This window comes from Microbacterium sp. B19(2022), from assembly GCF_012030385.1.
In the GTDB taxonomy this organism is placed as follows: Bacteria; Actinomycetota; Actinomycetes; order Actinomycetales; family Microbacteriaceae; genus Microbacterium; species Microbacterium oxydans_B.
In genome coordinates this window covers 217,342-231,314 of sequence record NZ_JAAUVO010000002.1, presented here as the reverse complement: position 1 = coordinate 231,314, position 13,973 = coordinate 217,342, and the positions used below count along the sequence as shown (strand labels likewise).

Sequence of the window (13,973 nt, the reverse complement as noted above, 5' to 3'; positions counted from 1 at the left end):
GAAATCGTGTGACGGGAGCGGTGGCCTATGGCCAGCTGGTGCCCTCGGACGCGCCGAGGCCCTGGATGTCGGCCTGCAGCGTCCTGCCCATGCCGCCGTGCCAGCAGGAGAGCTGGATCGTGCCGTTGGCCGGCACGGTGTACCGGTTGTAGGTCGAGACCTGCCCGTTGGCTGAGCGGTACGGCTGACCGTTGTCGAGGCAGCGGATCATGTACGTTCCCGCGGGTACGTTCGCCGTGTTCAGGTTCAGGTAGTAGCACGTGTCGGGACTGCAGTTGCGGGAGTCGACTCCCTGCGAGGCCCACCAACGCGGCTGCGGCTGCGCCTGCGCGGTGTTCCCCGCCGTGCCGCTCTCATCCGACCAGGTGCCCGTGGTGTCCCTCGCACGCGCCTTGATGGTGTGGTACTCGCTGTATGTGCCCACATCGACGTAGCCCGACGCCGCGACGCCCTGCCATCCGCCCCCGTCGATGCTGACCTGCACGGTGTCGATGCTGCGGCCGTTGCCCGAGCCGTTCGCGTTCCAGTTCAGGCGTACCTGGCTCGCGAGCGACTCCGCGCTCACGGCCGGAGGGGCCGGCTTTCCGTGCGGGTTGCCCTGTGCGGCATTCGAGACGGCGCCGGCGTAGCTCGACCCCGCGAAGTCCGTTGTGAGGAGGCGGGTGACGGCCCGTACCTCGACGGTGTAGTTGTGGCCGTTCGTGAGTCCGCCGATGGTCTTGTTGCCCGGCAAAGCGTTCCAGTTGCCGCCGTCGAGCCGATACTCGTAGAAGATCTCGCCGGAAGACGCGCCACCGCTCGACCCCGGACGGAAGTCGATGACGAGTGCGCGGTCGAGCTCCTGCGTGACTCGCAGGCTCGTCGGCGCGCCCGGTGCGATCACGCCGCGGCGGGGTGCCGACGGGGCGCTCATGTCGCCCCAGCCGGCCTTGTTGTAGGCCTGGATGCGGTAGGTGTACGCCGTCTCCGAGGTGTCGACGACGACCGCCTGGCTCGTCGCTTCGGGGCCGGGGGTGATGGTGCGCACGACCGCGCCGCCGCGCAGCACTTCGAGCCGGTAACCGCGGATCGCGTCGCCGTTCTTGTCCGGCGCCGCCCAGTTCACCTGCATCTGCGCCTGGTTGCCGACGGGCGAGAGCTCGACCGTCGTCGGGGGTGCCGGGGCCAGCGGCGGACCGGCCGGGATCTCGGAGGCCGACCAGCCGCTCCAGCTGGAGGGGTCGGGCGCCTTGTTGTGCGCCTGCACCTTCACCTGGTAGTCCGAGCCGTTCTCCAGCCCCTCCCACGTGATCGAGTTGCCCGTGACCTCTTTCTGCGTCACGCCGGAAGGCGGCGCGGGCGAGATCTCGAGCGTGTACCGGTCGACGGGAGAGCCCGGCGTGGTCGGAGTGGCCCACGACACCTGGAGCGACTTGTCGCCGAACTTCAGGGTCGGCGGGTTCGGGGTGTCCGGACGCGCGTCGGGGCGTGCCGGTGCCGACAGGGCAGACGGCTCGGACTCGCCGACGCGGTTGGTCGCGGTCACCTGGAACGTGTACTCGACGTTGTTGGTGAGGCCGTCGAGCGTGCAGGTGGTCGACTGGCACTCCTTGGTGTACGAGCTGCCACCGACCGACTTCACGGTGTACTTCGTGATCTCGGCGCCGTTGTTCGAGGGGGCCGAGAACGACACCACGACCGTGCGGTCCTGCACGCTCGCGATGACCGGGACGCCTGGCGCATCCGGCACATCCTGCACGGTGACGACGATCTGGCCGTTGACCTCGCGGTCGGCATCCTCGGTCGCATCCTGGATGCGGTAGCGCACGACGAGCGTTCCCACGAACGACTCGTTCGGCGTGACGGTGACCTCGCTGTCGGTGAACGTGACCTCGCCGGAGCCCGACTCCGCGACCGCGGTCACGATCTTCAGCGGCGTCTCGGGGAACGGGTTGTAGTCGTTCGCGAGAGCGGGCACGGTGATGGTCTTGCCCGCATCCGCCTCGGCGACCGTGTCGGTGTTCGCCGCCGGCATCGACCTTGTCGACGCCGTGACCAAGACCGCGACCGTGCCCTCGACCGGTTCGGTCGTGCCGTCGGAGACGCGGATCTTGAGCGTGACCGTGGTGCCCTTCTTGGCATTCGATGCGGCCTCGACGACGAGCCTGTCGTCACCGTCGATGCGGGCGGAGATGCCCTTCTCTTCGCCGCCGACGAGGGAGTAGTCGTGCTTGCCCTCGTCTTCGGGGTCGGGGTCGTCGGTGAGAGCGGCCAGGTCGAGCGAGGTCGCCGGCTCGCCGGGGGCGACGTTGACCTGCCCCTGGATGAAGGTGGGCTGCTGGTTCTCGGGCGGCAGCACGTTGATCGGGATGCTGAGCGTGGCCTTGCGCCCCTCGGGGTCGTCCGGCCCATCGCCGTCGGTCACCTCGAAGGTGAGGGAATCCGGTCCGAAGAAGCCCTTGGCCGAGGTGTAGACGAGGGTCTTCGCGTCCTTGAGCAGGTCGGAGCCGTCGGCGTGGTTCGCGCTGATCTTCGCCTTCTCGGTGATCACCACGTCACCACCGCCGGCGACGGTGACGTACTTCGACAGCGGAACCTCTTCGGTCTCGCCGCTGACGACCTCGAGCGGCTTCGTCGAGGTGAGCGTCGGGCGCAGGTCGGCGCGCGAGGGCACGAAGATGAACGCCGATGCCTGCAGGTCGTCGCGGTCGGTGAGCGTGTAGCGGATCAGCTGCAGCTCGTCGGTGACGGTGACGCGCACCTTGCCGTTCTCGAGCTGCGTGCCGCCCTCGCCGATCGCGACGGCGAGGCTGTCGGTGGTGCCGTCGGGGTCCTCGTCGTTGGCGAGGATGTCGAGGTCGGCGCTCAGGCCACCGTCCTTCAGATCCACCGGCTGCAGCCGGTCGTCGCGCGCGACCGGCGCGCGCAGCGGAACGTCTTCGTCGACGGTGATCTGCAGGGTCGCCGTCGCCTCGGCCCCGCGGGCGTCGACGGCGGTGTACTGCAGCGAGGTCTCGGTCGGGCCGTTCGGCGCCTGCACGAGCACCCGGTCGCCGGAGACACGGGCCTCCAAGCCCTCCGGGAGCTCGAGGCCGTCTTTGAGGAGCGAGACCTTGTCGCCCTCGGGGTCGGAGTCGTTCGCGAGGACGGGCACGGCGATCTCGCGGCCCGGTCGCACGACCACCGCATCCTTCACCGCATACGGGGGCTGGTTGATCTGCTCGGCCGGGGCGATGCCGACGCGGATGGTCGCGACGCCCTCTGCTCCGAGCCGATCGCGCACGCGGTACTTGAACACGTCGACACCGGATGCCCCGTCGGAGGCCTCGTAGGTGAAGTAGTTCGGACCGTTCGTGATGCGTCCCTTGCTGGGGCTCGATTCGATGCCGACCAGCTCGACGGAGTCGCCGTCGGTGTCGATGCCGTCGAGCGGCACCGCGATGTTCACCTCGGTGCCGGCGAGTGCGCGGGCGACGAGGTCCTGCGGACGGGGAGCTGCGTTGTTCTCCTCGTCGATGGGCAGGATCTGGATGGTGACGTAGCCGGCCGCCTTCTGCTGGCGCGAGTCGGAGACCTCGTACGTGAGGTACACGGTCTTGGCCTCAGGGCCCGCCTTGAAACGCACGGTGTCCTGCGAGACGAAGGCCTCGCCGTCTTCGGGGTCGACGAACGGCTCGATGAGCTCGGGCTCGACGTGCATGACGTCGTCGCTGGGGTGCGTGTCGTTGTCGAGCACCGGGATCGTCACGACATCGCCGACGCGGACGGTCGCCGTGTCGGGGTTGGCGATCGGCTGCAGGAGCTCGTCCGGGGCCGGGATCGGGATGACGACGACCTCGCCCTCGGCCGACTTGGACCCGTTCGAGATGCGGTACTTGACGCGCACCTGCTCTTCGAGGGCGCCCTGATCCGTGATCCGCAGCGTCTCGTGGTTGAGGACCGAGACCGAGATGCCGCTGCTCGGCTCCAGTGACACCGACTGCACGACGAGGATGCCGCCGGCGGGGTCGGTGTCGTTGTTGAGCACGCCCAGCAGCACGTCGCCGCCGGTGGGGAGAAGTGCCACGTCGCGGACGGCGATGGGCGGCAGATCGGTCTCCGACTCCGGCATCACGTCGACGCGGACGATGCCCTCGCCGTTCTTCGGACCGGTCGTCACCTGGTACTGCACGTAGTAGACGCCCGGCTTCTCGGCCATGAAGGAGAAGGTCTTGTTGGGCGTGTTCGGGACGATCGTCGCCCCGGGGGTGTCGAGTACCCGGCTCAGACGCAGCTGCTCGCGGGAGGTGCTGGTGTCGTTCGCGGTCGGGGCGACGGTGACCTGCTCGCCGGCGCGTGTGATCACGTGGTCGGCGTTGGTCTTGGGGTTCGTCGAGCCCTGCGGGCGCACGTCGAGGGCGATGGTCGCGGTGCCGAGCTTTCCGAAAGCGTCGGCGACGGTGACCTGCACGTCTTTGCGCCCCTGCAGGCTCGCGGTCGCCTTGTAGGTGATCTGACCGTCCTTGCTGAAGTCGACCTCGTCGCCGGGGGCGGCGAGCACCTCCTTCAGGTAGATGTCGTCGCCGTCGGGGTCGATCCAGTCCGGGAGGATGTTGTACGAGATCGTGCCGCCGGTCTCGACCGCGAGCGAGGTCTTCCGCTTCGACGTGGGGCCGGCGTTCTCGTTCCAGTCGTGCACCGCGAGGGTCACGACCGCGGTGTCCTTGCCCTTGCGTCCGTCATCGACCTCGTAGGTGAAGCTGGCGGTGCCGGAGGCCTTCTCGCCGACGGTGATCTGCAGCGAGCCGCCGTTGTTGATCGGCTGCACGGTCCCGATGGACGGCTGCGCTTCGGCGAGCGCCGCGACGAGCACATCGCCGTCGGGGTCGTTGTCGTTGTCGAGCACGGGGAGCAGCGTCGTGGCGCCGGGGCGCACGCCGTACGAGTCGTCTTCGGCGATGGGAGGCGTGTTCTCCTCGCTGCGCTCCGGGAGTGTGGTCTCGACCGTCTCCTCGGTCGAGTCCTCCTGGTTCTCCGTCTCGCCCTCGGGCGGCGTCAGGTCGTTCCAGTTGTCGACGCGCTGCAGGCTCTCGTTGGCCATCCAGGCGGCGCCGCCCACCGCGTCGTTGAGGATGATCACGTCGCGGTTGACGCGGAACGTCAGGCTGGCGGATTCCTCGGCGCCGTCGATCGGGGCGTTCACGTCGTTGCTGTCACCCGGGCACTCGCGGATGAAGGTCGCCGACCCCGCCCAGGCCCCGTACGTGCAGCCGCGGAGCCAGACCGGTGCCGCAGCCGTGCCCTCGCCGCCCGCGGAGGTCTGCTCCGGTTCGCTGCCGTCGAGCGGCACGCGCACGAGCGCGGTCGGGGTGGCAATCGCGACGGCGTCGGTCTCGGCCGAAGCCTGCTGCAGCACGGCATCCGCCGCGCCCTCGACCTCGGTGCGGAGGCCTCCCGGCGTCGTGACGACTCCGGCCGCCTCGTCGAACACGACAGGTGTGCGTCCGACGGCGGTGATGGTGGGGCGCACCGACAGGTCGAGCTCGCCGACCGACGAGGTCGACGTCTCTCCCGGAGCACCTTCGTTGTCGACGGGCACAGTGACGACCTCGCCGCGTTCGCCGGAGAGGGCGAAGACGGTGCCGTCTTGGGCCACCGTGACGTCGGAGTTCTCGCCGAGTTCGACGACCGGCTCGGCCGCCTCGATCTCGAAGGAGGCGATGCCCTTGACCGGCACGACCCAGAGGTCGCCGGACTTCTCGTCGAGGATGGCCGCGGTGTTCGCCCCCATCGCGACCTTGGCCGACGAGGGGATGATCGTGGAGTCGCCGAGCGAGACCCGGGCCGGATCGATCGCGGTCACGGTGGACGCGCTCTGGTCGACGACGAGCACGTTGGCCGCGGCCTGGAGGATGTCGTAGTTCTCGCTGGTGGTGCGCAGACCGCCGTCGAGGATCGTGGACTCGTTGTTGAAGTGGCCGACGAGCAGGCTCGACGTCTTGGTGATCCAGACGCCGCCGTCGTTCAGGTCGACCTTGGTGGTCGGGAACCCCTCATAGGTGAAGGCCATGGTCGTGATGGCGATGACGCCGACGGTGACGCCGGCGGCGGACGCCAGCGTCTTGGGTCGCGCGCGCATCCATGACAAGGCCTTCATGCCCGGTTCCCCCCCAGGGTCACACTCTCCGATTACTCATGCGCAGGCCCGACTGGTCGCTGAGCACTCGTACATCCTAACCGCGTCGCGGAATATCACTCGATGGGCAGATATCCCCATCACCCTCCGTTACGCGCGCCAGCATCCTGCCATGTGATCGTCGACCATCCCGGCCGATTGCATGAGGGCATACATGGTGGTCGGCCCGACGAAGCGGAACCCGCGTCGACGCAGCTCTTTACTCATCGCCGTCGACTCCGGCGTGACCGCCGGAACCTCAGCGAACGACGCCGGACGGGCGCCGGATGCCGCCGGTGCGAACGACCACATCAGCTCGTCGAGCTCGCCCTCCGCCATCGTGCGCACCAGGCGGGCGTTGCCGATCGTGGCCAGGATCTTGGCGCGGTTGCGGATGATGCCGGCATCCGCCATGAGCCGCTCGACATCGGCGTCATCGAACTCCGACACCGCCTCGGGCTCGAACCCGGCGAACACCTCTCGGAACCGCGGACGCTTGCGCAGGATCGTGATCCACGAAAGTCCGGCCTGGAAGCCCTCGAGCGCCATCTTCTCGAACAGGGCGCGGTCGCCGTGCAGGGGCACACCCCACTCCTCGTCGTGGTAGCGGCGGTACTCGACGTCGTCGCCCACCCAGGCGCAGCGGTCGCGGGCATCTGGGCCCGTGAGAAGAGAGGTCATCGTGTCAACGTATCGGCCCCCACCGACGTCAGTCGGCGAAGGTGGCCGCGTCGATCACGAACCGGTACCGCACGTCGGATGCGAGCACGCGCTCGTAGGCGGCGTTGATCTCGGAGGCCGGGATCACCTCGATCTCGGCGGCGAGACCGTGCTCGGCGCAGAAGTCGAGCATCTCCTGCGTCTCGCGGATGCCGCCGATGTTGCTGCCGGCGAGCGATCGCCGCCCGCCGATCAGTGACATGACCCCGACCGACAGCGGCTCGGCGGGCGCGCCGACGCAGACGAGCGCGCCCCCGACGTCGAGCAGGCTCAGGTACGAGCGCACATCGATCACGGCGCTCACGGTGTTGAGGATCACATCGAACGAGGAACGCAGCTCGCGGAAGGTGTCCCGGTCACTCGTGGCGCGATAGTGGTCGGCGCCGAGCCGCAGACCGTCGTCCTTCTTGTTCAGGGTCTGCGAGAGCACAGTCACCTCGGCGCCCAGTGCGTGCGCGATCTGCACACCCATGTGCCCGAGGCCGCCGAGGCCGACGACCGCGACGCGGGTGCCGGGACCGACGTTCCAGTGCCGCAGCGGCGAGTAGGTCGTGATGCCGGCGCACAGCAGGGGCGCGGCGACATCCAGCGGCAGGGCATCCGGGATGCGCAGGACGAACTTCTCGGTCACCACGACCTGCTCGGAGTAGCCGCCCTGCGTGACGGTGCCGTCGCGGTCCGTGCTGCCGTAGGTCTGCACCGCGCCCTCGGTGCAGTACTGCTCCTCGCCGCGCAGGCAGTTGCGGCACTCTCCGCACGAGTTCACCAGGCATCCGACGCCGACGCGATCGCCGACCGCGTGCCGGGTGACGGCATCGCCCACCGCGGCGACCGTCCCGGTGATCTCGTGCCCCGGAGCGAGCGGGTACCTCTGCGGACCCCAGTCGCCGCGCACGGTGTGGATGTCGGAGTGGCAGATGCCGGCGAACGCGATGTCGATCAGCACGTCGAGCGGGCCGAGCTCGCGCCGTTCGATGACGGTCTTCTCCAGCGGGGCGGCTTCGCGGGGTGCGGCGTAGGCATTGACGCGGGTCACGGGGACTCCTTCTTCTGAGGTTCGATCCACCCTACGCACCCGCTGCCGTCAAGGCCCCTGACGGTCGATGCGAACCGTCCGTACCCTCGACATCATGAGCATCCACACCGACCGGATCGAACAGTACCTCGCGCGCTATGCGGCATCCCTGACGGAGTTCGACGCCGAAGCCGCCGTCGAGCTGTGGTCGACCCCCGGCATGATCGCCGACGACCGGGTCTCCGGCGTCCTGGACACCCGGGAGGAGATGGTCGCGGGGCTGAAGCAGTCCTATCCCCTGTACCGGGAACTCGGCCTCGCCTCCGTCGGGCACGAGCTCCTCGACGCGAACGAGCTGTCGGATCGACTCGTGCTGGTGAAGGTGCGCTGGCTGTTCCGCGACGCCGAGGGCAAACTGCTGACCGACGCGACCAGCTACTACCTGCTGCGCGACGACGACACCGCGGGGCTGCAGGCGTGCGTCTGCGTCGAGACGGATTCCGCCGAGCACCTTCAGGCGCTGGCCGTCGAACGCGGTATCGACCTCACGAAGTGGTCCTCCTGACCGGCGCCCGGTCGACGGCCCGTCAGCGCTGCTTCTTCTTGAGCGCCTTCTCCTGGATCGGGGCCTTGCCGGTGGCGGCGAGGTCGGCGTAGTAGGCGCGGGCCTCGTCCTGACGCTGCTTCTCGATGCCGCTCGCGATCGGCGCCCGCACGTGCTCGGGCTCGTAGCCGAACGCGTTCACCAGGTCGAGGGCATGGGGGCGCAGCCGCGCGCACAGCCGGTCGATGTAGCTCGACACGGCGGCGGCGCGCTGGGTCGACAGGCGTCCGTTGATCAGGTGCCAGGCAAGGTGCTTCTCGATGAGCTGCAGACCGAACAGGTCGCGCAGCCACGTGAGCACCTTCTTGGTGTCGGCGTCGTCGATCTGGTGCACGGCGTCGGTGAACGCCTCCCACTGCAGCAGCTCTCCGTGCGCGCGGGCGGCTTCGATGAGCTCGGCCTGGTTCTCGTTGAACAGGCGGGCGCCGAGGGCCTTGTCCTTCGCGCCGGGGCGCAGGCGGGAGGCGATGTCGGCCACCATCTGCTGCACGCGTCCGGCGAGCAGATCGTGCTGCTGCTCCTCGCGCAGCCCCCGCTCGACCGAACGGCTCACCTGGCCGAAGTCGGAGACGGCCTGGCCCAGCTGACGGAGTCCGGCGCCGTGGAACAGCTTGCCCGCGGTCATCCCGACGGCGAACTTGGCGAGCGCGGCGGCATCCTTGCCCTGGAACTGCTTGGCGTAATCGGTCAGCAGACGCTTGCCGACCAGCTGCAGCAGGACGTTGTTGTCGCCCTCGAACGTGACGTAGATGTCGAGGTCGGCGCGCAGGCCCACCAGACGGTTCTCGAACATGAAGCCGGCACCGCCGGTGGCTTCGCGGGCCTCCTGCAGCGTGTCGAGAGCGTGCCAGGTCGACAGCGGCTTGAGAGCGGCGGCCAGCGTCTCGAGGTCTTCACGGTCGGCGGGCGTGTCGGTGCGACCCGAGAAGACGCCGTCGAACTTCTGCAGGAACTCGTCGTGCGCGAAGATCTGCGCGTACGTGGTCGCCAGGCGCGGCAGCAGACGGCGCTGGTGCTTGCCGTAGTCCATCAGCACGACCTCCTGCCCGTCCGCGCCGTCGAACTGGCGACGCTGGGTGGCGTAGGTGATCGCGATGTGCAGGCCGAGCGCGGAAGCCCAGGATGCCGCGCCGTCGAGCGACACGCGCCCCTGCACGAGCGTGCCGAGCATCGTGAAGAAGCGACGGCCGGGGCTGTCGATCGCGCTGGAGTACGTGCCGTCGACGGCCACATCGCCGTAGCGGTTGAGCAGGTTCGTGCGCGGGATGCGCACCTGGTCGAACGAGAGTCGTCCGTTGTCGATGCCGTTGAGGCCGCCCTTGAGACCGTCGTCCTCGCGGCCGATGCCGGGGAGGTCGACGCCGTCCTCGCCGCGCAGCGGCACATAGAAGCAGTGCACGCCGTGGTTCACGCCGTTGGTGATCAGCTGCGCGAAGACGGTCGCCGCGACACCGTGCAGCGCGGCGTTGCCGAGGTACTCCTTGGTGGCCGCCCGGAACGGGGTGTTGATGACGAACTCCTCGGTCGCCGCGTCGTAGGTCGCGGTCGTCCCGACGGCGGCGACATCCGAGCCGTGGCCGATCTCGGTCATCGCGAAGGCGCCGGGGATCGAGAGGTCCATGATCCCGGGGAGCCACTTCTCGTGGTGCTCCGCGGTGCCGAGCTGCAGCACGGCCGAACCGAAGAGCCCCCACTGCACGCCCGACTTGATCTGCAGGCTGGGGTCGGCGACCACGAGCTCCTCGAAGCCGGCGATGTTGGCGCCGTTGTTCTCCTCGCCGCCGAGCGACTTGGGGAACGCACGGTGCACGGCCTTGTTCTCGACCAGCAGGTGCAGCTGGCTGAGCACACGCTCGCGGTGCTCGTCTTTGCCGAGCTCGTCCTTGCGCCAGAACGCGGAGTCCTTGATCATCTCGCGCGCCTGGCGGCGCACGTCGCCCCAGGTGCCCATCAGGGCGTCGTTGACTCGGGCGACGTCGAGCTGCGGGGCGAGCGCGGTCGCGGGCGATTCATCGGGTGTCGTCGAAGGACGGACGGCAGCGTCGACCATGGCATTCCTCCAGGGAAGTAGGGGTGTCCCCATGGTAGGTCTGCGACAAACCCGGGCGAACTCCGCTGTGAGCATCCTCCAACCCCGTGCGGGCATATGCCGGCGTTCCGTTGTCGCCTCGCGACAGGGCGACCGCGACAAAGGCTCAACGAGTGCGGAGATGTTCCCGCAGTCCGGGGATCGCGAAGTCGACGCGACCGTGGCCCGCTGGTTGGATCAGGCCCGCAGCGATGAGCCGCGCGCGGTAGTTGCCGACCGTGTTCTTCTTATCACCGAGGCGACGGCCGATGTCTGCCGCGGTCGCAGGGATATCGTCTTCGGCCATCGCTCTGAGGAAGTCGAGGTCCTTCGGGGAGACAGGGGACAGTGCAGCCTCGATGACCACACGGGCATTTCTGCGGTGTGCGGCAGACAGCGCCAGGTCGACGTCCTCGGCGCCGAGCGGTCGATCCGTCGATTCGGCCACCTGCCACAGGTGATAACCGATCAGCTGGATCAGAAACGGATAGCCGCCCGTCGACTCCGCCGCAGCCCTGATCAGCACAGGATCGAGTGGCGTGTCCCAGACGGCGAAGATGTCTGCGAATGAGTTCTCGACTTCGTCGATGGCTGCAGCGTGCAGATCGATCCGATCCGCCCGCCGCAGGAAGGTCGCGACCCCCTCGTTGAGGAGATCGGACACCGCCGCGGGGAGGCCCGCGAAGAGGAGCGCGATCGGGAGACCATCGCGGATGTAATGCTGGACCGAGGCTGCGAGCTGAGCGAGTTCATCCCGGTCTGCCCCGTGGATCTCATCCAGGGTGATGACCAGCCCGGTTCCGTTCTCGTCGAGCTGTCGGAGAAGTTTCTCGCCGACCTGTCGCCATCCTGCTTGCTGTTCGGGAGGGAGCTGCGTCGTGATGGAGAAGCCTGCGGCGCCGATACCGGTGATCCGCCTTCCGGCCGGACCCTGCCCCTGTTCTTCTGCGGCGGCGCGCATCGCCTCGCCGATGCGACCCAGGAAGCCACGGGTCGCGGTCTCCGAGACGACCATCCAGCCGTGAGTGAGCGCCGCGTCCTCGGCTTCACCGAGCATGACGGTCTTGCCGATGCCTCGCGCGCCGGTGAAGATGGTCAGCAGCCCCGGCGCCCCGGAGCGGATGCGGAGCCCGTAGCGGAACTCATCGAGGATCCCGGCACGACCGATCAACTGCGGAGGCTCGGCTCCGGCTGTCGGGCGGAAGGGATTCACGCCGATCATCGCTGCCCTTCTGTGAACTCTTGTGTACCCAGTGTACTTAGGTGTTCTTGCCGCTCTCCCGACCGCACGCTATGGGTCTATGCCATTGGGCCGCGGCGGTCAGGCGGCGGCGATGACCGCCAGCACGCCCTCGCCGTAGGCCTCGCGCTTCTTGGCGCCGATGCCCGTGATGCCGTCGAGATCCTTGAGAGATGCCGGCCGATGCTCGGCGAGCGCACGCAGCGTTGCGTCGCCGAACACGATGTACGCGGGCACACCCTGCTCGCGAGCGGTCTCGGCCCGCCAGGCGCGCAGCGCCTCGAACAGCCCGCGGTCGCCGGCATCCAGCGCGTCGGCGGCACTCGCCTTGCGCGCCCGCGACGAAGAGGTCGGACGCCCGATCGTGTCTTTGCGCAGCGGCACCGCGGTCTCGCCGCGCAGCACTCCCGCCGCCTGCTCACCGGGGGCGAGGGTGCCGTAGTCGCCCTGGGCGACCAGGATACCGCGGGCCAGCAGCTGCCGCACGACGCTGCGCCAGTCCTGGTCGGAGAGGTCGTTGCCGATGCCGTACGTCGCGAGCTTGTCGTGCCCCTGCTGCCGGATGCGCTCGGTGGAGGCGCCGCGGAGGATGTCGATGAGGTGCCCGGCGCCGAACGACTGGTTGCGCTCGCGCTTGAGCCGAACGATCGTCGAGAGCAGCTTCTGCGCGGGTACGAGGCCGTCGAACGTCTCGGTGTCGTCGAGGCAGGTGTCGCAGTTGCCGCAGGGCTGCGACTCCTGGCCGAAGTACCCGAGCAGGTTCTGTCGTCGGCACTCGACCGTCTCGCACAGCGCGAGCATGGCGTCGAGGTGCTGCCCCATCCGCATCTTGAAGGTGCGGTCGCCGGGGCTCTGGTCGATGAGGCGGCGCTGTTGCACGACGTCGCCGAGTCCATACGCCATCCACGCCACCGCGGGCTCGCCGTCACGGCCGGCACGACCGGTCTCCTGGTAGTACCCCTCGACGGATTTCGGCAGGTCGATGTGCGCGACGAAGCGCACGTCGGGCTTGTCGATGCCCATGCCGAACGCGATGGTCGCGACCATGACCACGCTGTCTTCGCGGAGGAAGCGCGCCTGGTTGGCCGCCCGCACCTCGGCGGGAAGACCCGCGTGATACGGCAGCGCGTCGAGACCCTGCGCGGCGAGATAGGTCGCCGTCTGCTCGACCGACTTGCGGCTGAGCGCGTAGACGATGCCCGCGGGCTGCGCGCCGTCGTCGCTCGCCGGGGTCTGCGCCTTGATGAAGGCGACCAGCTGCTTGCGCGGGTCGACCTTGGGCACGATCCGGTACTGGATGTTCGGGCGGTCGAAGCTCGCGACGAAGTGCTTCGCGGTGTCGAGGCGCAGCCGCTCGGTGATCTCCTTGTGCGTCGCCGCGGTCGCGGTGGCTGTGAGCGCCATGCGCGGCACCCCGGGGAACCGCTCGCCCAGGTCGCCGAGGGTGAGGTAGTCGGGGCGGAAGTCGTGGCCCCACTGCGACACGCAGTGCGCCTCGTCGATCGCGATCACGCTGAGCGTTCCGCGCTGGAGGAGCGCCGTGGTCTGCGCGTTCGACAGACGCTCGGGGGCGACGTAGATGAGGTCGAGCTCGCCGGCGACGTAGGCCCGCTCGACCTCGCGACGCTCGTCGATCGCCTGCGTGGAGTTGAGGTAGGCCGCGTTGACGCCGTTGGCCCGCAGCGCGTCGACCTGGTCGTGCATGAGCGCGATGAGGGGGCTGATGACGAGCCCCGTGCCTTCACGCACGAGTGCGGGCACCTGGTAGGTGATGCTCTTTCCGCCGCCGGTGGGCATCAGGACGACGGCGTCGCCGCCCGAGATGACCTGCTCGACGATGTCGGCCTGGTCGCCGCGGAACTCGTCGTAGCCGAAGACCGTGTGCAGCGCCTCGCGCGCGGTCGGATAGCGGCTCGGGGTGGCGTGGCGCACGGCGGGCGCACGGCCGGCGGAGGGAGCCGGGGCCACCGGAGTGACCGGCCCCTGTCCCCAATCGAGCGGCGGCTCGTAGCCCGAGCCCTGCGGCTCCCAGTCCATGGGCTCCGGAGGAGCGGACGACTCCCATCCGTCGTCGTAGGGCTCGTCGGCGTACGGCAGATCCGCGTACGGGTCACGGGGAGTCTGCGGCATCCCTCCAGCGTAACGACCCCCGCCGACGCGGGCGGCGCCTCATCCACAGGAGCCCACCCCGCG

Annotated in this window: 7 protein-coding genes; 1 reads left to right on the top strand and 6 read right to left on the bottom strand. The window is 69.0% G+C overall.

Annotation, left to right across the window (positions count from 1 at the left end):
* Positions 1-25: 25 nt before the first annotated feature.
* From HCX50_RS02785 to HCX50_RS02775, 3 genes are all read right to left on the bottom strand, one after another.
* Positions 26-6,115: an Ig-like domain-containing protein gene (locus HCX50_RS02785; protein WP_167632932.1), complete on the bottom strand. Its 6,090-nt coding sequence runs from the start codon at positions 6,113-6,115 to the stop codon at positions 26-28.
* A gap of 129 nt (positions 6,116-6,244) precedes the next feature.
* Positions 6,245-6,814: a DNA-3-methyladenine glycosylase I gene (locus HCX50_RS02780; RefSeq protein ID WP_167632931.1), complete on the bottom strand. Its 570-nt coding sequence runs from the start codon at positions 6,812-6,814 to the stop codon at positions 6,245-6,247.
* A gap of 28 nt (positions 6,815-6,842) precedes the next feature.
* Positions 6,843-7,889: an NAD(P)-dependent alcohol dehydrogenase gene (locus HCX50_RS02775; RefSeq protein ID WP_091032369.1), complete on the bottom strand. Its 1,047-nt coding sequence runs from the start codon at positions 7,887-7,889 to the stop codon at positions 6,843-6,845.
* Between the two features lie 94 nt (positions 7,890-7,983).
* Here HCX50_RS02775 and HCX50_RS02770 point away from each other — a divergent pair, with 94 nt between their 5' ends.
* Positions 7,984-8,433 (top strand): hypothetical protein, encoded by a 450-nt coding sequence (locus HCX50_RS02770; protein WP_167632930.1) that lies wholly within the window; start codon positions 7,984-7,986, stop codon positions 8,431-8,433.
* 22 nt (positions 8,434-8,455) lie between these two features.
* Here HCX50_RS02770 and HCX50_RS02765 read toward each other — a convergent pair whose 3' ends face one another.
* The 3 genes from HCX50_RS02765 to recQ form a co-directional block, all read right to left on the bottom strand.
* Positions 8,456-10,522 (bottom strand): acyl-CoA dehydrogenase family protein, encoded by a 2,067-nt coding sequence (locus tag HCX50_RS02765; RefSeq protein WP_167632929.1) that lies wholly within the window; start codon positions 10,520-10,522, stop codon positions 8,456-8,458.
* Between the two features lie 145 nt (positions 10,523-10,667).
* Positions 10,668-11,762, bottom strand: coding sequence for an ATP-binding protein (locus HCX50_RS02760; RefSeq protein ID WP_167632928.1), 1,095 nt, complete (start codon positions 11,760-11,762; stop codon positions 10,668-10,670).
* Between the two features lie 99 nt (positions 11,763-11,861).
* Positions 11,862-13,910, bottom strand: coding sequence for a DNA helicase RecQ (gene recQ, locus HCX50_RS02755; protein ID WP_167632927.1), 2,049 nt, complete (start codon positions 13,908-13,910; stop codon positions 11,862-11,864).
* Between the last annotated feature and the right edge of the window lie 63 nt (positions 13,911-13,973).

Bases quoted from the DNA above. Each gene is read 5' to 3' on its own strand.
- recQ (WP_167632927.1), bottom strand. From the start codon at position 13,910: ATGCCGCAGACTCCCCGTGACCCGTACGCGGATCTGCCGTACGCCGAC.
- HCX50_RS02765 (WP_167632929.1), bottom strand. From the start codon at position 10,522: ATGGTCGACGCTGCCGTCCGTCCTTCGACGACACCCGATGAATCGCCC.
- HCX50_RS02770 (WP_167632930.1), top strand. From the start codon at position 7,984: ATGAGCATCCACACCGACCGGATCGAACAGTACCTCGCGCGCTATGCG.
- HCX50_RS02760 (WP_167632928.1), bottom strand. From the start codon at position 11,762: ATGATCGGCGTGAATCCCTTCCGCCCGACAGCCGGAGCCGAGCCTCCG.
- HCX50_RS02785 (WP_167632932.1), bottom strand. From the start codon at position 6,115: ATGAAGGCCTTGTCATGGATGCGCGCGCGACCCAAGACGCTGGCGTCC.
- HCX50_RS02780 (WP_167632931.1), bottom strand. From the start codon at position 6,814: ATGACCTCTCTTCTCACGGGCCCAGATGCCCGCGACCGCTGCGCCTGG.